This is a genomic window from Kitasatospora sp. NPDC001660 (assembly GCF_053596725.1).
The window spans coordinates 46,253-65,641 of record NZ_JBSFGU010000038.1 but is presented as its reverse complement, the minus strand read 5'-3'; the positions used below and the strand labels follow the sequence as shown (position 1 = coordinate 65,641).

Annotated in this window: 22 protein-coding genes; 3 read left to right on the top strand and 19 right to left on the bottom strand. The window is 73.0% G+C overall.

Annotated elements, in window-relative coordinates:
* Window positions 1-2: 2 nt before the first annotated feature.
* From ACWCXH_RS30365 to ACWCXH_RS30275, 19 genes are all read right to left on the bottom strand, one after another.
* Window positions 3-626, bottom strand: a complete 624-nt coding sequence (locus tag ACWCXH_RS30365) for a DsbA family protein (RefSeq protein ID WP_449804683.1) — start codon at window positions 624-626, stop codon at window positions 3-5.
* Window positions 627-689: 63 nt separating this feature from the next.
* Window positions 690-1,436 (bottom strand): 3-oxoacyl-[acyl-carrier-protein] reductase, encoded by a 747-nt coding sequence (gene fabG, locus ACWCXH_RS30360; protein WP_449804682.1) that lies wholly within the window; start codon window positions 1,434-1,436, stop codon window positions 690-692.
* Between the two features lie 15 nt (window positions 1,437-1,451).
* Window positions 1,452-1,883: a 3-hydroxyacyl-ACP dehydratase FabZ family protein gene (locus ACWCXH_RS30355; RefSeq protein WP_449804692.1), complete on the bottom strand. Its 432-nt coding sequence runs from the start codon at window positions 1,881-1,883 to the stop codon at window positions 1,452-1,454.
* Window positions 1,884-1,951: 68 nt separating this feature from the next.
* Window positions 1,952-2,344, bottom strand: a complete 393-nt coding sequence (locus tag ACWCXH_RS30350; protein WP_449804681.1) for a 3-hydroxyacyl-ACP dehydratase FabZ family protein — start codon at window positions 2,342-2,344, stop codon at window positions 1,952-1,954.
* Window positions 2,344-2,592, bottom strand: a complete 249-nt coding sequence (locus ACWCXH_RS30345) for an acyl carrier protein (protein ID WP_449804680.1) — start codon at window positions 2,590-2,592, stop codon at window positions 2,344-2,346. The genes ACWCXH_RS30350 and ACWCXH_RS30345 overlap by 1 nt, the downstream gene beginning before the upstream one ends.
* Before the next feature lie 29 nt (window positions 2,593-2,621).
* Window positions 2,622-3,731: a beta-ketoacyl synthase N-terminal-like domain-containing protein gene (locus tag ACWCXH_RS30340; RefSeq protein ID WP_449804679.1), complete on the bottom strand. Its 1,110-nt coding sequence runs from the start codon at window positions 3,729-3,731 to the stop codon at window positions 2,622-2,624.
* 63 nt (window positions 3,732-3,794) lie between these two features.
* Window positions 3,795-4,178 (bottom strand): hypothetical protein, encoded by a 384-nt coding sequence (locus ACWCXH_RS30335; RefSeq protein ID WP_449804678.1) that lies wholly within the window; start codon window positions 4,176-4,178, stop codon window positions 3,795-3,797.
* Window positions 4,178-4,585, bottom strand: coding sequence for a hypothetical protein (locus tag ACWCXH_RS30330; RefSeq protein WP_449804677.1), 408 nt, complete (start codon window positions 4,583-4,585; stop codon window positions 4,178-4,180). The genes ACWCXH_RS30335 and ACWCXH_RS30330 overlap by 1 nt, the downstream gene beginning before the upstream one ends.
* 1 nt (window position 4,586) lies before the next feature.
* On the bottom strand, window positions 4,587-4,982 hold the full coding sequence (locus ACWCXH_RS30325) for a hypothetical protein (protein WP_449804676.1): 396 nt from the start codon (window positions 4,980-4,982) through the stop codon (window positions 4,587-4,589).
* Window positions 4,979-5,947: a hypothetical protein gene (locus ACWCXH_RS30320; RefSeq protein ID WP_449804675.1), complete on the bottom strand. Its 969-nt coding sequence runs from the start codon at window positions 5,945-5,947 to the stop codon at window positions 4,979-4,981. Before ACWCXH_RS30320 ends, ACWCXH_RS30325 begins: the two co-directional genes overlap by 4 nt.
* Window positions 5,944-6,792 carry an alpha/beta fold hydrolase gene (locus tag ACWCXH_RS30315; protein WP_449804674.1) on the bottom strand — a complete coding sequence of 283 codons (849 nt, stop codon included), beginning with the start codon at window positions 6,790-6,792 and terminating at the stop codon, window positions 5,944-5,946. Before ACWCXH_RS30315 ends, ACWCXH_RS30320 begins: the two co-directional genes overlap by 4 nt.
* Window positions 6,793-6,803: 11 nt before the next feature.
* Window positions 6,804-7,667, bottom strand: coding sequence for a beta-ketoacyl synthase N-terminal-like domain-containing protein (locus ACWCXH_RS30310; protein WP_449804673.1), 864 nt, complete (start codon window positions 7,665-7,667; stop codon window positions 6,804-6,806).
* 100 nt (window positions 7,668-7,767) lie between these two features.
* Entirely contained in the window at window positions 7,768-8,919 is a 1,152-nt protein-coding gene (locus ACWCXH_RS30305; protein ID WP_449804672.1) for a beta-ketoacyl-[acyl-carrier-protein] synthase family protein, read from the bottom strand.
* Entirely contained in the window at window positions 8,916-10,181 is a 1,266-nt protein-coding gene (locus ACWCXH_RS30300; RefSeq protein ID WP_449804671.1) for a beta-ketoacyl-[acyl-carrier-protein] synthase family protein, read from the bottom strand. The genes ACWCXH_RS30305 and ACWCXH_RS30300 overlap by 4 nt, the downstream gene beginning before the upstream one ends.
* 34 nt (window positions 10,182-10,215) lie before the next feature.
* Complete coding sequence (locus ACWCXH_RS30295; protein WP_359971053.1) at window positions 10,216-10,470, bottom strand: acyl carrier protein; 255 nt, start codon at window positions 10,468-10,470, stop codon at window positions 10,216-10,218.
* A gap of 155 nt (window positions 10,471-10,625) precedes the next feature.
* Complete coding sequence (locus ACWCXH_RS30290; protein ID WP_449804670.1) at window positions 10,626-11,384, bottom strand: thioesterase II family protein; 759 nt, start codon at window positions 11,382-11,384, stop codon at window positions 10,626-10,628.
* Window positions 11,385-11,440: 56 nt separating this feature from the next.
* Complete coding sequence (locus ACWCXH_RS30285) at window positions 11,441-12,364, bottom strand: ACP S-malonyltransferase (protein WP_449804669.1); 924 nt, start codon at window positions 12,362-12,364, stop codon at window positions 11,441-11,443.
* Between the two features lie 238 nt (window positions 12,365-12,602).
* A complete protein-coding gene (locus ACWCXH_RS30280; protein ID WP_449804668.1) occupies window positions 12,603-13,418 on the bottom strand; it encodes a LuxR family transcriptional regulator in 816 nt (271 codons plus the stop codon).
* Window positions 13,419-13,539: 121 nt separating this feature from the next.
* On the bottom strand, window positions 13,540-14,319 hold the full coding sequence (locus tag ACWCXH_RS30275) for a DNA-binding response regulator (protein ID WP_449804667.1): 780 nt from the start codon (window positions 14,317-14,319) through the stop codon (window positions 13,540-13,542).
* Window positions 14,320-14,993: 674 nt separating this feature from the next.
* On the opposite strand from ACWCXH_RS30275, the gene ACWCXH_RS30270 reads away from it, so the two are divergent.
* From ACWCXH_RS30270 to ACWCXH_RS30260, 3 genes are read left to right on the top strand one after another with little or no spacing between them, the layout of a single operon-like run.
* On the top strand, window positions 14,994-17,777 hold the full coding sequence (locus ACWCXH_RS30270) for an AMP-binding protein (RefSeq protein WP_449804666.1): 2,784 nt from the start codon (window positions 14,994-14,996) through the stop codon (window positions 17,775-17,777).
* Window positions 17,778-17,797: 20 nt separating this feature from the next.
* Entirely contained in the window at window positions 17,798-18,754 is a 957-nt protein-coding gene (locus ACWCXH_RS30265; protein ID WP_449804691.1) for an NAD-dependent epimerase/dehydratase family protein, read from the top strand.
* Between the two features lie 8 nt (window positions 18,755-18,762).
* Complete coding sequence (locus tag ACWCXH_RS30260) at window positions 18,763-19,182, top strand: nuclear transport factor 2 family protein (RefSeq protein WP_449804665.1); 420 nt, start codon at window positions 18,763-18,765, stop codon at window positions 19,180-19,182.
* Window positions 19,183-19,389 lie beyond the last annotated feature (207 nt).

Here is a 19,389-nt window from a genome sequence, read left to right as displayed (position 1 = left end):
GGTCAGGAGACCTTGAGCGACTGCAGGCGCCGGAGGAAGTCCGGCAGCCGGTCCACGCCCCAGTACTTGTCGAAGCCGCAGATGAAGAACGGCACGCCGAACACGCCGTCGCGGTGCAGGGAGTTCAGCGCGGCCATCCCCAGCTCGCGGATCTCCGGGTCCTCGTGCGCGCGGGCCAGCGCCTCCGGGTCCGCGCCGATGGTCTCGCCGATCTTGCGCATGGTGTCGGGCAGCGAGATGTCCTCGCCGCGCTCCCACCGGGTGCGGTACGTCTCGGCGATGAACTCGCGCGCGAGGCCGAGGCGTTCGGCGGCGAGGTAGGCGAGGTGCGGTACCTCCCAGCGCGGGGCCGGGTCCACCGGCCAGACCATCTCCAGGTCGCGGGCCCGGGCCAGGCGCCGGACGTCCTGCAGGATGTAGAGGTGCTTCTCCTTGGACATCGGGACGTACGGCAACCGGATGTTGCTGCGCTCCAGCTCGTCCAGGGCCGGCAGGTCCGGTTCCCAGAACGGCAGCCACTCGATCCGCTCGGCCTCCTCCGGGTGGTGGTCGACCAGGTCGCGGTAGGCCATCCAGGAGTAGGGGCTGCGGAAGGAGAAGTACCAGCGCGGTCCACGTCGTGCCATCGCCGCCTCCAGCTTTCTGAACGGGTGGTTCGAACTGCCCGGTGACCGGGCCTCGGGGGTGTCTCAGATGGTGATGCCGCCGTCGATCTGGAGCACCGCGCCGGTGATGTACGCGGCCTTGTCCGAGACCAGGTAGGCGACCAGGTCGGCGACCTCCTCCGCGGTGCCCATGCGGCGCAGCGGGATCGAGGAGAGCGCCTCCTTGCGGGCCTTGTCGTTCATCGCGGCGACCATGTCGGTCTCGACGAAGCCCGGTGCGACGGCGTTGACCCGGATGCCGCAGCGGCCGCTCTCCTTGGCCAGGGCGCGGGTGAAGCCGATGATCCCGGCCTTGGAGGCCGAGTAGTTGGTCTGCGTGCCGTGGCCGTAGACCCCGGCGACCGAGGAGATGTTGACGATCGCGCCGCCGCGGCGCTTCATCATGCCGAACACCACCGCGCGGCAGACGTGGTAGACGCCGTCCAGGTTGGTGTCGATGACCTGGCGCCACTGCTCGTCCTCCATCAGGACGAGCGGGTTGTCGCGGGTGATGCCGGCCGCGGTGACGGCCGCGGCGATCGGGCCGAGCCCGTCCTCGGTCGCCTCGATCCAGGCCCGGACGGCGGCGCCGTCGGCGACGTCCACCCGGGTGCCGGTGATCCGCACGCCGTGCTCGTCGCCGGTCTTCTCCAGGCTGCGCGCCGCCTCGTCGTCCGAGCGGTAGCAGAAGGCGACGTCGAAGCCGTCCCGGGCGAGTGCCGCGACGGTGGCCCGGCCGATGCCGCGCGAGCCGCCGGTGACCAGGGCCACCCGGCTGGTGGTGTCCGACATGGTGGTGCTCTCTCCTCAGACGGTGGCCGGGCGCAGCGCCTCGGCGGGGCGGAAGGCCATCACGATCCGGCCGACGGTCATCACGGGTTCGCCGGCCGAGCGGGTCTCGCCCTCGAACAGCACGGTGTCGTCGACCCGGCGGTCCAGCCGGACGATGTGCTCCAGGACCTCGCCGGGCAGCACGGGGCGGTGGAACTCGACGCCGGTCATGCCGCCGAAGAGCATCACCTGCCCGCTCAGCACGTCCGGGTTGGGGTGGTCCCAGGTGGCCAGCACGCCGGCCGACTGGCACCAGGACTCGACCAGCAGCGAGGACGGGTAGGCGAAGTCCTCGGCGGGGGTGTCCGCGCCGAGCTCCTCGTACCAGGGCTCGTTGCAGGTGACCGCCTTGAGCGCGGTCAGCCGCTCGCCGGGGACGAGGTCGACGACCCGGTCCACCAGCAGCATCGGGAAGCGGTGCGGCAGCCGGGCGCGGATGTCGCGCTGCCCGATCACGCCCTGCACCGGGGAGCCGGTCACGCGTTCACCTCCGCGGGGGCGTAGCGCAGCCGGACGCTGGCCGCCGGGCCGCGCCCGGTGGCCAGCTTGGCCCGGCACTGCCAGTCGCCGGCCGCGGTCCGCTTCCACTCCATGGCGATCTCCAGCTCGTCGCCGGGGAAGACCGGCCCGGTGAACCGGGTGGACTCCACGGCGGCCAGGTGGGCGCCCTTCGCCCCGGCGGGCAGGGTGGCCAGTGCGCCCTGGTGGGTGCACTCGACCAGGCAGACGCCGGGGAAGATCGGGAAGCCCGGGTAGTGGCCGGGCAGCACGGTCTCGGTGTCCTCGACCCGGAAGCGGGCCGCGGTGCGCAGCTCGTCGGCGCAGGGCAGCACCTCGACCGCGCCGCCGAGTGGGCCGGCGGCGGGCATCAGGCGGCCTTCGCCGCGTCGAGCCGGCCGAGCAGGACGTCGTAGGCGTTCTGCAGGGTGGTGATCTGCTTGAGGTCGGACTCCGGCAGCTTCACGCCGTACTTCTTCTCCAGCACGACGACGATCTCCAGCGCCATCAGCGAGTCGACCTCCAGGTCGTCGACGAAGCGGGCGTCGTCGGTGACCTCCTCGGCGTCGACGTCCAGCACCTGGGCGACCACGGCGCGGAGTTCTTCCTTGTCCAGCACGGTGCAATTCCTTTCGGAGGGGTTGGGGCTCAGCGCAGGCCGAGCAGGGCGCAGCCGACGGTGCCGCTGCGGTCCACGGAGGTGATCACGCCGATCCGGCCGGCCGCCTCGGCCGGGTGGTCGGCCGCGTACGACAGCAGCGCGGTGGCCTGGAAGGCGGCCGCGGCCGCCCCGGTGTCGCCGATCAGCCCGGTCAGCGTCAGGTCGGCGTAGCCGTCGGCGCCGATCACCTCGCGGACGGCCTCGGCCTCGCCGCGGCCCTCGCGGCCGGGCGCGCCGGAGCGGGCCACCGCGGCGACCCGGCCGGGCTCGACGCCGGCCCGCTCCAGCGCCGCGCGCAGGGCGGCGGCGAGCACGGGGGCGGGGTCGCCGTCGAGGACGACGCGCAGTTCGACGCCGAGGAGTTCGGCCAGCACCGGCTGGTCCGGGTCCTCGGGGGCGTACGGCTCGACCAGCAGCATCGCGCAGCCCTCGCCGAGGGCGGGGGCGTCGGCCCCGGCCGGCTCGCCGCTGTGGTGCTCCAGCCAGGAGCGGGCCTGGCTGAACTCCTCGGCCGCGCCGCACAGGACGGTCCGGGCGCGGCCGGTGTCGAGCAGCCGGCGGGAGTAGTTGAGCGCGTGCAGGCCGGCGGTGCGTCCGCCCGCGATGGTCGCGTTCGGGCCCTTGAGCTGGTACCAGATGGCGCTCTGGCCGGCCGCGCAGTTCATCACCGTGTTGGGGAAGCGCGCGGGGTCGACGAAGAAGGGCTGCTCGCCGGTGAGCGAGTCGCGGGTGAAGTCCATCATCGACTGGGCGCTGCCGGTGGTGGTGCCGAGGGCGAACGCGGCGCCCTCGCCGGTGCCGACGGCCCGGTTGCGCGGCCCGTCGTCGAGCAGCGCGCCGACGGCGGTGACGGCGAGGCCGGTGACCCGGTCCATCGAGCGGGTGCCCTTCTTGCCGAGCACCTCGCGGATCGAGAAGCCGGGCACGACGTGGCCGGTCCCGTCGGGGGTGGTGCCGTGTTCGGGGCCGAGCCCGGTGACGGTGCCGCGGCGCTCGCGCAGGCCCTCGGTGAAGGCGGTGCGGCCGATGCCGTAGGGCGACACGGCCGACCAGGCGGTGATCACCGGGCGTCCGGCGCCCGTGGTGAGGGTGGTCATGACCGTCACCAGTTCCTTCCGATCAGGGGTTCAGGGCTTCAGTGGTTCTGGGCTTCTGGGCGCTCAGAGGAAGACGACCATCCGGTACTCGCCCCAGCGCGCGGCGGTCGCTCCCGCCGGGGCGAGTTCGACGCCGTCGACGAGCGCGCGCGGGGAGTGCAGCGCCGCGATGTCGGGCTCCTCGACGAGCACCCGCACGCCCGCGCCGAGCAGCGTGCGCAGGCCCTGGCGGGGGTCGGTGAGCGTGTCGACGGTGCGGTTGCCGATCCGCAGCGGCGGCGGCGGTGCGGCGTCCAGGGCGTAGCTCACGGCGGAGCCGCGCAGCAGGATGTCCAGGCCGCCGAGCTGCCGGTGCAGCTCGGTGGCCAGGTACAGCTCGTCGAAGAACTGCTTGTCGAGCGCGCCGCGGTAGCCACGTTCGACGATGGCCAGCACCCGGCCGTCCATCAGATCACCCCCATCAGCAGGGTCTTGTCCGCGGCGGCGACGTTGGCGGCGTAGCCGGCCGGCGGGCGGAGCACGACCTGGGGGAGGTGGTCCACCGCGCCGCGGTCGTCGCTGCAGAACCGGCAGCCGTACCAGTGGAGGCGGTCCGGGTGGGCGGTGAGCAGTTCCTCGGCGAGCGCGGTGAGGGACGGGTAGTCCCGGTTCCAGTCGGCGAGGTTGCGCGGCTTGTCCGGGCCGAGCGACTTCTGGGTGAGCAGGGTGGCGTAGCCGCAGGTCCACACCTGTACGGTGGCACCGCGCTCCAGGAGGGCCTGGGTCAGCCGCAGGGCGGTGGTGACCTGGTCCGATGCGTGGGGGGCACCCATGAGGGTGATGAGCACGTCCGTGTGCGGGATCCGTCTGGCCACCTCAGTGCCACACCACCCGGACGGCCGGATCGAGGATCCAGCCCGCCACGACGTCCATCCCGACCACCCGCAGCTCGGGTCGCAGGGTGGCGCCGTCCAGGCCGTGCTGGGCCAGCGAGAAGCTGTCCGCGGCGAGGACCCCGCCCTCCTCCTGGAAGCGGTCGAGGTCGGAGTCGCTGCCCGGGACGGCGAGCACCACGCCGTCCTGGACCAGGAAGAGGAGTGCCGACTGCCCGGTGAGCACCTGGGCGACCGCGTCGCGCCGGAAGCCGGCGTCCTGCGCGACGCGGCCCTGACTCTCGATGAGCAGCAGGCGCGGCGTCGAGCCCTCCCAGACCTCGCTCGGGAGCCCGCCTCGCTCGCTCACCGCATCGGTCATCTCGCTGGTCTCATTCACGCCGTCTGCACTCCGTTGACGGCGTCGAGCACGCGCTGGTCGAAGCTGACCAGGCTCCAGTCACGGCGGTTGCCGATCACCGCGTAGCCGTGCACGATGCGGCCGGTCGCGGTCTTGACCAGGTGGCCGTCGCGCAGGACGTAGAAGTCCATCCGCGAGGTGTAGGTGAAGTCCTTGAAGACCTCCTCGACGGTGTACACCGTGTAGAGGTCCTCCTCCATCAGCGCCTCGTCGAGGATGCGGATGTCGGAGCGGGGCACGACCGGGATCCACTTGCGGTCGTCCAGCAGGGTCTTGATGGAGATGCCGCGGTCCGCGACGAAGCGGTCCTTGCCCTCCTCCATCAGCCGCAGGTAGCCGGACATCTGGATGCGCTCGGTGAAGTGGCAGTACGGGTACGGGATGTTCCACTTCCAGGCGTACGCGTTCTGGCCGGCGGTCAGCGAGGCGAGGATCTCCTCCTCGGCGGGCGCGGCGGTGCCGGCCTCGCGCTCCAGGTCGTCGCCGAGCTTGGCGACGGCGAAGCGGGCGAGCAGCTCGGGCACCTCGCCGGCGGCCTCCAGGTAGGTGTCGATCCGCAGCGAGACGCGGACCTTGGAGGTGACGGCCTTGAGGACCTCGCCACCGCGCTCGATCCGGATGGTGACCTTGAAGCCGACCGTCCCGTCCTCGTCCTTGGTCCACGGCGCGACCTCGGCGTCGGCCAGGTCGTCCATGTGGAAGGCGTGCAGGATGCGGGTGTCGATGGAGACGATGTCGAGGCCGAGGCCGTGCTCCTCGTAGAGCGCGCGGGCCGGGAGCCCGACCTGCCGGAAGTGGTCGAGGACGGCCTCCTCGACGAGGTAGTTGACGTGCTTGAAGCCGATCCAGGTGCAGATGTTGGAGCCCTCGTAGCGGGGGCGGACCTGGGTGGTGGTCGAGGTGGTCAGCAGCGCCTTGACGGCGGTGTCCGTGACGAGGGTCATCGCTGGAGCTCCAGGGCGGTTGGTCGGGCGTGGCCGTCGGACGGCGACAGGCCCGGGACGGTGTGGACGAACTCGGCGACGGCGGCGGCGAACTGGCCGGCGGTGTCGAGCATCGGGAAGTGCCCGCAGCCGGGCAGGACGAGGGAACGGGCGTCGGGCAGGGCCTCGGCGAGGGCGACGCCCTCCTCGGGCGGGGCGGCGAAGTCGGTCTCGCCGGCCAGCACCAGGGTCGGCAGGGCGAGCCGCTCGGTCGCCAGCGCGGGCGTGCGCAGGTACAGGTCGAAGAAGCGGAACCAGCCGTACGGGCCGACCCGTTCGCGCACCCGCTCGCCCATGGCCTGCCGCAGGTCGGCCGGGACCCGGCCGCCGGAGTGGGCCCGGATCCCCTCCTCCATGATCAGGTGGAAGTCGTTCAGGTAGTAGCTGATGGTCTCCCAGTCGAACTGCTCGGTGCGCGAGCGGTAGAACGGCGAGACCAGGACGAGCGCGCGGATGCCGTACTTGCGCGGCGCGTCCACGCCGGCCCGCAGTTCGCGGTCGAGCAGGTCGAGCAGGACGTTGGCCGCCATCGAGTGGGCGATGACGACCTCGGCGCCGCCGGGCACCGACTCCAGCGCCTGGGCGAGCCGGCCGGCCAGGTCGGTCTCGGTGCCGAGGTCGGCGATGGTCTCGGTGCGCCAGGGCAGCCGGGCGGTCCACAGCCGCAGGCCGGCCGGCAGCTCGGGGAGCACGGGCTCCCACACGCTGTCGTTCGCGGCCAGGCCGTGCAGCAGCAGCACGCGCGGGCCGGCGCCCTCGGTGCGCTGCTCGACGGAGACCGGGCGCAGGTCGACGCGGGTGTCCACCGGGCGCTCCGTCATGCCGCTTCGGGGGCGAGTACCAGCAGGTCGGCCCGGGCGTCGTCGTCGGCGCCGCCGGTGACGGCCTGGACCGGCCCCTGCTCGCCGGCGTCGAAGAGCCCGACCGCGGCCGCCACCTGGAGCAGCCCATAGGCGCCGGAGGCCTTGCCGAGGTGCGCCGGGAGCTCCCAGCGCAGGCCCCGCTCGTCGGGTGCGGCGGCGCCGCGGCGGTAGCCGCCGAGCACCGCGCGGACGGTCGCCGAGCGGGCGGCGGCGGCCTCGCGGGACTCGACCACCAGGGCCGCCCCGCCGTCGACGGCGCGTTCGCCGCCGAGCAGCCGGCGCACCACCTCGTTGTCCGGCTCGACACCGAGCACGAGGACGCGCTCAGCCCTGCCGGCGTTGATCAGGGTGGTGGCCCAGTGCAGGGCGTCCAGGCCGGAGGTCTCGCCGTTGCAGACCATCAGGTTGGGGCCGCGCAGCCCGTAGCGGATGGCCGCCGAGGAGGCGATGACGTTGCTGGAGGCGTTCGGCAGGTCCATCGGCGAGGTGGCCGTGACGGTGCCCTCGCGCAGGGTGTCCAGGGCGCGGGTGACGGTGTCCAGGTTGCCGAAGTTGGAGCTGGCGACCACGCCGATGCTGGTGGCCGGGACGCCGATGCCGGCCTTCTCGTCGGCGCCGAGCAGCCCGGCGTCGCGCAGCGCGGCGGCGGTCAGCGCGTAGCCGAGCTGGGTGGCCCGGTCCTTGTAGCGCAGGCCCTTCTTGCCGACGTGCGCGGCCGGCTCGACCGGGGCCCCGCCGGGGGCGGGCCCGTCGGCGAGGGCGCGGACCGTCTCGGTGCCGGGCAGCAGCACGGCCGCTCCGGTGACCACTACGTTCATGCGCCCGCCTCGCTTCGCTCGGCAGGGGCATTCACCCGTGCGCACCTCTTGATGATTCGCTCTCCCCCGGCCTCCGGCCGGGGGTACCCCCATCGTTCGCTCATCGGGTCCCCTCCACGATGGCCACGGCGTTGATCCCGCCGAAGCCGAAGGCGTTCAGCTGCGCGAGCCGCAGCGTCCGGTCGGTGGCGGCCTCGCCGGTGACGAAGCTGAACTTCGCGGCCTCGTCCACCGGGTCCTCCAGGCCGACGGTCGGCGGCACCCGGCCCTCGTTCAGGGCCCGGACGCCGACGATCAGGTTGATCAGGCCGGAGGCGCCCGAGGTGTGGCCGGTCATCGACTTCACCGCGGTCATCAGCGGACCGGAGGCGTCGTCGCCGAGCACGGCGGCCAGGGCGGCGGCCTCCGCCTCGTCGTTGAGCAGGGTGCCGGTGCCGTGCACCATCACCAGGTCGAGGTCGGCGGGCTTGACGCCGGCCAGCCGGTGGGCGGCGTGCATGGCCTCGGCGATGCCCTCCGGGGAGGGCGCGGTGACGTGGAAGGCGTCGCAGTTGACGGCCACGCCGCGCAGCCGGGCGTGCACCTGCGGGGCGCCCTCCTCGGTGCGGCGCAGCACGATCGCCGCGGCGCCGTCGCCCATCAGCACGCCGGTGCGGTTGCGGTCGAAGGGCCGCACCCGGTCCGGCGGCGTCGCGTGGACGCGCTCCAGCAGGCCGTACATGGACTCGGTGAGGACGTCGACGCCGGCCACGATGACGGTGTCGGGCGCGTCCGGGCCCTCCTGGTCGAGCAGGTCGCCGGCCAGCGCGAGCGCGTACAGCGAGGCCGAGCAGGCGTTGGAGAAGGTGTGGGTGACGTCGGCGTTGAAGCGTTCCTTCAGGCCGGTGCCGAAGTGCAGTCCGGAGTCGGCGAACGGCGAGCCGTCGGCCCACCACAGCTCCAGCGAGCGCAGTTCGCGCAGGCCGGTGCCGACCAGGATCGGGATGCCGGACAGGTCCTCGCCGAGGCCCGCGTCGGCGGCCGCCTGGGCGATCGCCTCGTGCAGCAGCCGGCCGGCCCGGCCGGGGACGTCCTCGCCCACGGCGGGGCGGTCGTCGACCTCGTACGCGTGCTGGGCGCGGAACCGGGTGCGGTCGAAGCCGCGCAGCTCGGCGCGGCCGGAGACGCCCGCGCACAGGTTCTCGAAGAGCTCGTCGACACCGGAGCCGGTGGCGGCGACGGCGCCCATCCCGATGATCGGGCGGATCGTCATGACGCCTCCTTGATCGCGTCGTACCGCCCGAGCAGGACCGCCGCGTTGTTGCCCCCGAACGCGAGACCGTTGTTCTGGACGATCCGCAGGTCGGCCTCGACCGCCTGGTTGGGCACGCAGTCGACATCGCAGTCGGGGTCGGTGGTGACGTGGTTGATGGTGGGCGGGATGAACCGGTTCTGGATGGCCAGCGCGCAGCCGATCGCGCCGAGCGCGCTGGCGGCGCCCATGCTGTGGCCGAGCATCGACTTCATCGAGACGGTGCGCGGCGGGGTGTCGCCGAACACCTGGCGGATGGCGCCGGCCTCGGTGATGTCGTTGGCCTTGGTGCCGGTGCCGTGCGCGGAGATGAGGTCCACCTCCTGCGGCTTGACGCCGGCGTTGTCCAGGGCGAGCCGCATCAGTTCGGCGACGCTGTCCCGGTCCGGGGCCACCTGGTGGTGGGCGTCGCAGTTGAGCCCGTAGCCGAGCACCTCGGCGTAGATGGTGGCGCCGCGCTCCAGCGCCGAGTCCAGCCGCTCCAGGACGAGCACGCCCGCGCCCTCGCCGGTCAGGATGCCCTTGCGGTCGACGTCGAAGGGCTGGCACCGGTCGGGGGCGATGGTGCCCAGCCGGTAGAAGCCGGTGAAGGTCTTGCGGCACATCGCGTCCGCGCCGCCGCAGAAGGCGAACTCCGCCTCACCGGAGCTGACGGCGTCGAAGCCGTAGCCGATGGCGTAGTTGCCCGCCGAGCACGCGGTCGGGATGGTCAGCGCCTCCACGTCGGTCAGGCCCAGTTCCTGGGCGATGGCCGCCGACAGCCGCCCGGCAGGCACTCGCCGGGCGGCCGTCGGGTCGAAGGTGCCGGTGCCGTCGGCGAGTTCGCGCTCGACCAGCTGGTCGAGGTCGTAGCTCTCGCCGTCGGTGGTGCCGATGGAGATGAGCCCGCGCCGGCCGCGCAGCCGCGCCAGGTCGAGGCCGGAGTCCTCCAGGGCCATCCGGGCCGCCGCGGTCGAGAACTGCGCGGCCCGGCCGAGCTGTTCGACGTCCAGCGTGCGGATCCAGTCCCGCGGGTCGAAGTCGGTGATCTCGCACCCGTTCGCGTGGGCGAAGCCCTCGGTGTCGAACACCGAGATGGGCCGGGCACCGCTGCGGCCCTCGCGGAGCCCCTGGAGGAACTCCCGGACGCCGAGTCCGATGCTGGACACCACCCCGAGCCCGGTGAGCACCACCCGGTGCCGCTGCGGCCCGGTGCGCCCGGTGCCGTTTCCTGCCGCCGTCATGGCGACCTCCCCATCCGTCGCAGCGTTTTCGGGACTACCAGCCGGCCGGCTCCGACACGACCTCGTAGACGCCCTTGAGGTTGACCATGCGGGGCAGCTCGCTCTGGTTGATGACGACGCCGAACTCCTTCTCCAGGGCGGCGAGGATCTCGATCGCGCGGAGCGAGTCGGCGTCGTGGTCCTCCTTGAAGAGGCTGGTCTCGGTGACCTCGTCCTCCTCGATCTCCAGAATGTCGCAGACGATTTCCTTGATGGTTTCGAGGCGCTCGTCGCGGGTGGCGGTGGTCATGGTTTTCTCCTTTGTCCGACCCGGTTCTCCGGGCCGTGCGAAATGCGGTGCGGGATGCTGTGCTGGATCAAAGAATCGTGCTGATTGAATTCTGCGAGCCCGGTTTCCGGGCCCACAACGGCGGCTGCAACAACCTGCCACCGGCGTCCGGGAATTCAGCGTCGGACGGTCACGGAAAGCCGTTCGCGGATGTCCGCGACGAGCGCGTCGCGCTGGTCGATCAGGTAGAAGTGGCCGCCCGGCAGGACCTTCAGCTCGAAGCCGGCCGGGGCGATCCTGGCCCAGGCCGCGACCTCGTCGGGGGCGACGTCCGGGTCGCCGTCGCCGACGTAGCCGACCACCGGGCAGGGCAGCGGCACGCCGGGCCGCGCCTCGTAGCGGGCGACGGCCCGGAAGTCGGCGCGGATGGCGGGCAGGACGAGCTCGCGCAGGTCCTCGTCGGCCAGCAGCGCGGCGTCGGTGCCACCCATCTTCCCGACCTCGGCGAGCAGTTCGTCGTCGCTGCCGAAGGCGGCGGTGCGCGGGGTCAGCAGGTGCGGGGCCCGGCGGCCGGAGACCATCAGCAGCGCCGGGGCGACGCCGTGCCGCTGCGCGAGGCGCAGCGCGATCTCGTAGCCGATGGTGGCGCCCATGCTGTGGCCGAACAGGGCCAGCGGGGTGTCGAGTCGGGACGTCAGCTCGGCGGCGATCGCGTCGGCGAGGTCCTCCAGGCGGGTCCACGGATCCTCCGCGATCCGCTCCTGGCGGCCGGGATAGCGCACCGCGAGGACTTCGACGTCCTCGCCGAAGGCGCGCCCCCAGCCGTGGAAGAAGCCGGCCGAGCCGCCGGCGTGCGGCAGGCAGAGCAGCCGCAGCCGCGGTGGCGCGCCGGTGGCGTACCGGCGCAGCCAGATGCTCTCGGTGCCCAGTGTCATCGGGGTGGTTCTCCTTGTCCGGTTCGGTGACCGGCCGCCGGCCGGGCGGCGGCCGGTCAGCCCAGCGCGGCCGGGCTGTTCAGCGACACCACCTCGGTCTCCGGGACGATCCGGCGGATCAGGCCGGCCAGGGTCTTTCCGGGGCCGATCTCGACCAGCCGGCGGCAGCCGAGCTCGCCGGTCAGGGTGCGCACGCCGGGCTCCCAGAGCACCGGCGAGGTGAGCTGGCGGGTGGCCAGGTCGGGCCAGTCGCAGTCGCCGGCGTACGCGCGGGCGTCGGCGTTCGCGACGACCGGCAGGTGGGCCGGGGCGAAGGCGGTGTTCTCGAGCGCGGTCCGCAGCCGGTCGGCGGCGGGCTCCATGTACGGGCTGTGGAAGGCGCCGCCGACGGACAGCCGGATCATCTTGGCGCCGATCGAGGGCGCCTGCTCGCCGATCAGGTCGATGCCCGCGGCGGAGCCGGAGACCACGCTCTGGCCGGGGGCGTTGACGTTGGCGACCCACACGTCGGCGCCCCGGGCCCGCAGCCGGTCGGTCAGTTCGGCGACCTGCTCCAGCGGCGCGGCGACCAGCACGCCCATGGTGCCGGGGCGCTCGTCGGCGGCGTCCCGCATGGCCCGGCCACGGGCCGCCACCAGCGCGGCGGCGTCGGGCAGGGTGAGCGCCCCGGCGGCGGTGAGCGCGGCGTACTCGCCCAGGCTGTGGCCGGCCACGGCGGCCACCGGCCCGTCGAGTGCGCCGCGGCGCACCGCCTCGGCGTACGCGACCATGGCAACCGTGAACACGGTGAGCTGCGCCAGGTCGGTGCGCCGAAGGTGTTCGTCCGGGGTTTCCAGGAGCAGTTCGGCGAGATCCTCTCCGGTGACCTCGGAGATTTCCCGGACGAGTTCCCAGGACGGGGTTTCCCGCCAGGGATCGCCCATTCCTGCTTTCTGCGTCCCCTGGCCGGGGAACACCAGACCGATCGGGTTCTGGTCCATTGGCCCGCCTTCCGCGCCGAATTCACCGGTGGGAGCGGGGACCCGCCACCGGAGGTTTTCCGGCGGGGCGGGTCCCCGCGCCGACGGCCGGCAGTTTCGGGGGAGTACGGCAGGCCATCGGGAAGGGTTTTCCGGGTGCGTGCGACACCCGTTCCCCTTTCCGCGGCCCATACAACTGGGGCGCCGGGGAAGCGGCAACAGACCCTTCAGGAAGCTGCCACTCGCCCGGCGCCCGGCGTCAGTTCTGGCCGCCACCGCCCGGACCGCCGCCCGGACCGCCGCCCGGTCCGGGCCGGGCGGGCCGCAGCAGGCCGAGCTCGGCGGCGCGCACGCCGGCCTGGAAGCGGGACTGGGCGCCGAGCATCGCCATGATCTCGGCGACGTGCCGGCGGTAGGTGCGCACCGAGACGGTGAGCTCGCGCGCGGCGACCTCGTCGGTGACGCCGGCCCGCAGCGCGCCGAGGATCTGCTGGGCCAGCGCGGCCCGGTCCCGGTCGCCGAAGACGATCCGCTCGCCGGCCGGAACGGCGTTGCGCCACACGCTCTCGAACAGCGAGCCGAGCGTGTAGACCACCTTGGGCTCCCGGATGACGGAGGCCCGGACGCCGGTGGCCGACTCGGCGACGACCAGCGCGGTCGTGCCGTCCACCAGCAGCGCCTGGAGCGGCGGCACCCGGGCCACCCGGATCGCCACCGGCCGCTCCTTGGCGAGCTGTTCGCGGACGAAGTCCTCGTCGATCATCGTGGGGCTGGCCAGCAGCCGCACGGTGGTCGACTCGGCGGCCCCGTAGATCAGTCTTCGCTCGGCGAACTCGTTGAGCCCGGGCTCCTGTTCCTCGGCGCCGGGCATCCGCGCGTGCACGATGTCGATGCCGCGCACGGCGCTGCGGATGAGGGCGGCGGCGGCGTCGAGCACCGCCCGGTAGCCGCCGTCCACCGCGGCGATCTGCTGGGCGCGGTGGTTGCGGTCGCGGTGGATGGCCACCGTCGACTCGATCAGCGCCCGTACTTCCAGGAGCGCTCGTTCCAGTTCGTCCTCTGCCTCGATGGGCACGTCGTACTCACCAGTTTCCCCGTTGGTGTTACTCACTGCGCCGCGGCTGGTGGGCCGCGGTTCTCCCCGCGTGGCGCGGGAACGGCGCCCGGCCCTGTCCCGCAGGGCCCGCAGGGGCGCCTCAGTCGAGGAGCAGGCCCAGCTCGACCGCGCGCACGCCGGCCTGGAAGCGGGAGCTGGCGCCGAGTTCGCGCATGATCTCGGCGACGTGGCGCCGGTAGGTGCGCAGGGACATGTTGAGGTCGCGGGCGGCGCACTCGTCGGTGTAGCCGCTGCGCAGCCGTTCCAGGATGCTGCGGGTGAGGTCGCCGAGCAGCCGGGGGCTGAGTGCGAGGTGGTCGTCGAGCTTGCGGCCGAGCGACCAGGCGCCGGCGAAGAGCAGCTCCAGGGCGCGCACGGCGGCGCGGTCGTTGACCAGGGTGGCCTGGCCCTTGGCGTTCCCGGCGGCGGCGCGGACGAGCGCGCGGGCGCCGTCGGAGATGACGATGTCGCGCAGGTCGGCCTCGGAGACGCGGATCTCGAAGCGGGCGCCGGGCGCGTGCGCGAGCTTGGCCAGGGCGCAGTCGGCGACGCCGGGCGCGCAGAGCACCCGGACGACGGTGCCCGGGCGCATGGTGGTCAGGGCGTCGCGGGCGATCTGCTCGAAGGGCCCGGTGCCGGTGACGGCGACGCAGACCGAGTGCCGGGCGCCGTGCACGAGCTGTTCGACGGCCTCGCCGAGGGCGGTGACGTCGGCGTGCGGGGCGGGGGGGTTCTGGTCGGGGCGCTGTCGGTAGAGGGAGACGGTGGATTCGATCAGTGCCCGCGCCTGGAGCAGGGTTTTCTCGACGTGTGCGGCGTGGTCGCCCGGCGTCGATTCCTCCTGGCCATGGCCGTTCGGCGAGCCGGCTGCCCTGGTCACTTGCGTCCCCCTTACGGTGGTGGTCTTTCCGTTCATTCGCCGTTCAACTGTTTAATCAAGAACATGTCAGATGACGCTCGATCAGACCACCTGCGACTGACAGTAGTTCGCATGTTCGAAGTCAGTCAACCTTTGATCAAAACCGCAGGTCGAGGGCCTTTGGGCCCGGCTCGGACGGGATTGTCGCGAGGGGGGTGCGGGGGGCCTTGCGGCGGGCATATGCCTTGCGGCGGACATATATCGGGCCGGGATTTTTCCACCACCGACCTGGCGAATCTCCAGTCGCCCTGGCATCAACCTGCACTCGGGCGCCGGAAAGGAAGGCCCGGCATTCCGTTTTCCTCACGAGAAGTAGCCTGCCCTTCACCGCCGGTCGCGGCCCTGTCCCCTTCCGGCCAACCCTGAACTCGCCGGGCTGACCAGGTCCGATCCGACCTTACGGTAAGCCTCGTGACCACACGTCAAGCGGGGGCTTTCCGGTCCGAAACTTTGCCGGCCCGACCGGCCACCGACGCGACGGCGCGGTGGCGGTCGGGGCCGTCGTCGGCATCCCCGCGCTGAGCCGTCCGGTCGCGCCACGCTGCGGACTTCCGCACCCCTTTGGTCCTCAACCCCTGTTCGGCGTGCCAGGCGGGCTGCCCCGGCGCGCCCCGAAGCCAGGAGACAGACGGCCCGTGACACGTCCCACCAACCTCACCGACCTGCTGCTGGACGTCGCCGAGCGGCACCCCGCGGCAGGGCTCGGCCACTGCCTCGGCGCCGCCGACGCCGGCACGGCCGACCAGACCTACCCAGAACTGCTCGACGCCGCCCGGCGCGTCCTCACCGGCCTGCGGGCCCGCGGCCTGCGCCCCGGCGACCGGGTGGTGCTGATCCTGGAGCGCGCCGAGGACTTCCTGCCCGCGTTCTGGGGCGCCGTGCTCGGCGGCTTCGTGCCGTGCCCGCTGGCCGCGCCGGCCGCCGCCGACCCGGAGCGCTGGGCCGCCCAGCTCGCCCACGTCGGCGCCCTGCTGGACGGGCCGCTGACCGTCACCACCGCCGGCCTGGCCGCCGTCCTCCCGCCCGACCCGGACCGCCCGCTGGCCGTCCTGGCGGAGCTGTCCGGCGAGCCGGCCGAGGAGCTGCACCGCGCGGCCCCCGAGGACACCGCGGTGCTGATGCTGACCTCCGGGTCCACCAGCAACTCCAAGGCCGTCGTGCTCAGCCACGCCAACCTGCTGGCCTCGATGGCGGGCAAGAACGGTGCGCACCGGCTGGACGCCGGCGACGTCACGCTCAACTGGGTCTCCTTCGACCACGTCGCCGCCCTGCTGGAGTGCCACCTGCTGCCGCTGTCCGTCGGCGCCCGCCAGGTGCACGTCGCCCCCGCCGTGGTGCTCGCCGACCCGCTGGAGTTCCTCCGGCTGGTCTCCCGGCACGGCGTGACGATGACCTTCGCGCCGAACTTCCTGCTCGGCCTGGTCACCGCCGCCGTCGACCGGCTGGACGCGGCGGGCGAGCGGCTCGACCTGAGCCGGGTCCGGCAGATCATCAGCGGCGGCGAGGCCGTGCTGGTGAGCACCGGCGAAACGTTTCTGGAGCGGCTGGCGCCGTACGGCCTGGCCGGCGACACCCTCTGGCCCGCCTTCGGCATGACCGAGACCTGCGCCGGCAGCGTCTACTCCCGCCGCGGCTTCCCGGCCACCGACCGCAGCGCCGAGTTCGCCAACCTCGGCACCCCCGTCACCGGCCTGTCCGTCCGCGTCGCCGACGCGGCCGACCGCCCGCTGCCCGAGGGCGCCGTCGGCGAGCTCCAGCTCACCGGCCCGATGATCACCCGCGGCTACTTCCGCAACCCCGGGGCCACCGCCGACGCCTTCACCGCCGACGGCTGGTTCCGCAGCGGCGACCTCGGCCGGATCGACGACGGCCGGCTCACCCTGGTCGGGCGCAGCAAGGACAGCGTCATCGTCAACGGCGTCAACTACTTCAGCCACGACATCGAGGCCGCCCTCGAACAGCTCGACGGCGTCGCCCGCTCCTACGTCGCCGCCTTCCCGACCCGCCCGGCGGGCAGCGACACCGAGCAGCTGGTGATCGCCTTCCACCCCGAGCTGCCGGAGGGCGACGAGACCGCCCTGTACCGGGTGCTCACCGCCGTGCGCGCGACCGTGGTGACGCACTGGGGCTTCCGGCCCGCGCTGGTCCTTCCCCTGCCCGCCGAGGCCTTCCCCAGGACCAGCCTCGGCAAGATCCAGCGCGCCCTGATGCGCCGCCGCCTGGAGGAGGGGGCGTACGCCGGGCAGCAGCACGCGGTCTCCGACCTGACGGTGCGCATGCTCGGCGGGTACACCGCGCCCGAGGGCCCAGTCGAGCTGGCCCTCGCCGGGATCTACGCCGAGATGTTCGACTGCGACCCGGCCGCGATCAGCGCCACCGCCGGCTTCTTCGACCTCGGCGGCACCTCCCTCGACATCCTGCGGCTGCGCGCCAAGGTGGCCGAGCGCCTCGGCGTCACCGGCCTGGAGGTCATCACGGTGCTCACCGCGCCGACCGTCCGCGCCCTGGCCGCCCGCCTCGCCGAGCCCGCCCGCCCGGGCACCTCCCGGCCGTACGACCCGCTGGTGCCGATGCAGACCGGCGGCGACAAGACCCCGCTGTTCTGCGTCCACCCCGGTGTCGGCGAGGTGCTGGTCTTCGTCAACCTCGCCAGGTACTTCGTCGGCGACCGCCCGTTCCACGCGCTGCGCGCCCGCGGTTTCAACGACGGCGAGAAGCCCTTCGTCTCCTTCGAGGAGATGGTCGACACCTACGTGGACGCCATCCGCGCCGAGCAGCCCCGGGGCCCGTACGCGGTGGCCGGCTACTCCTACGGCGCCGCCGTCGCCTTCGAGATCGCCAAGGTCCTGGAGGCGCAGGGCGAGCGGGTCGACTTCGTCGGCAGCTTCAACCTGCCGCCGCACATCAAGGACCGCATGGAGGAGCTGGGGTACGCCGAGACGGCCGCCCACCTGGCGCTCTTCCTGGAGCTGATCGACAAGAGGCAGTCCGTCGAACTCCCGGACGCCCTGCGGCACCTGCCGCGCGAGGAGCAGGCCGCCCGGCTGGTCGCGCTCGCCCCGCCGCACCGGCTGGCCGAACTCGACCTGGACGCCGCCAGGTTCGCCGCCTGGGCGGAGATCGCCGACACCCTCACCGACCTGGGCAAGGGCTACCGGCCGAGCGGCGACGTCCGCTCGATGACGGTGTTCCACGCGATCCCGCTGCGCGGCACGCGCGAGGACTGGCTGAACAACGAGCTTCGCCGGTGGGACGAGCACACCCGCGAGGAGAACCGGTACCTGGAGGTGCCGGGCGAGCACTACACCCTGATGGGCCCGCGCCACGTGGCCGCCTTCCAGGCGATCCTGCGCCGGGAGCTGGACCGTGCGCTGGCCGAGGCCGACGAGCTGGCGCGCCGGCGGGGCGCGAACCGATGACGAAGGAGCACAGCAGCAGCATGCGGGGGAAGAAGATCCTGATCACCGGGGGCACCGGGCAGGTCGCCCGGCCGGTCGCCGAGGCACTGGCCGCGCACGACGAGGTGTGGTGCATCGGCCGCTTCGGGACGCCGGGCGTCGAGCAGGCGCTGGCCGGCCGAGGCATCCGCACCCGGCACTGGGACATGGCCGACGGCTCCGAGCAGGCGCTCGCCGGACTGCCGCGGGACTTCACCCACGTCCTGCACTCCGCCGTCCACCGCGGCGAGGACGGCGACTTCAACGCCACCGCCGAGATCAACGCCGTCGCCACCGGCCGCCTGATGGAGCACTGCCGCACCGCCGAGGCGTTCCTGTTCGTCTCCACCGGGGCGCTCTACAAGCGGCGGACCCTGGACCACGCGTACACCGAGGACGACCCGGTGGACGGCTCCGCCGACTGGCTGCCCGCCTACCCGATGGGCAAGCTCGCCACCGAGGGCGCGGTGCGCGCCTTCGCCCGGGTGCTCGGCCTGCCCACCACCATCGCCCGGCTCAACATCGCGTACGGTCCCGGCAGTTACGGCGGCGTGCCGATGCTGTACTTCAAGGCGATGCTGGCCGGGCAGCCGATCCAGGTGCCGCTGGAGGGCCAGAACTGGTGCTCCCTGCTGCACACCGACGACCTGGTGGCGCAGGTGCCCCGGCTGTGGGAGGCCGCCGCGGCCCCGGCCACGGTGGTCAACTGGGGCGGCGACCAGTCCGTCGGCATCACCGACTGCATCCGCCACATCGAGCGGCTCACCGGAGTGACGGCGAACCTCGTCCCGAGCGAGGTGACCCGCGAGACCTACCGGTTCGACCCGACGCTGCGCCGGAAGCTGACCGGCCCGTGCACCGTCGACTGGCGCGACGGCATCGAACGCACCCTGCGCGTGATGTACCCGCAGTACCTGGACGGCCGCCGCGTGGGCGGCGAAGGCATGACGAAGGCATGAGGACCGACATGACCGACACCGCTCTCACCGCCACCGGTACCAGCCGCGCCCTGATCGAGCGCGCCTACCGGGCCTTCCACGACCGCGACGTGGCCGCGCTGCTGGACACCCTCGACCCGCGCGTCGAGTGGGTGCACCCCGACGGCATGGCCGAGTACGGCCTCGGCGGCACCAAGCACGGCCACGCCGGCGTGCGCGAGTTCCTCGCGAAGGTGCCCTCCGTGCTCGGCGGAATGCGGCTGCGACCACAGGAGTTCGTGGCCGCCGGGGACCGCGTCGTGGTCTTCGGTGTGCGCGAGGTCACGTCGGTGCGCGGCACCACGGTGACACTGCCGTTCATCCACTCCTGGACGCTGCGCGACGGCCGCGCGGTGCGCATGGAGGACGTCTTCGACACCGTGCTGTTCCGCCGCGTGATCGAGAGCTGAGACACCGCCCGACCTCCCGGGATCCCGGTTCGCGCACGGCGGGCCGGGCTCCCGCCCGCGCTGCGCCCCGCCCGGCGGAGACCTTGGTCACACGGTGCGCGATCGACCGGCTTGTATTCTCCGGTGATGGCCGTAGTTCTTATATGGCCTTCGTATTGTGCAACCCGGGTGCGGTCCTGACCGTCTCCCACAGTACGGTGTGCCCGA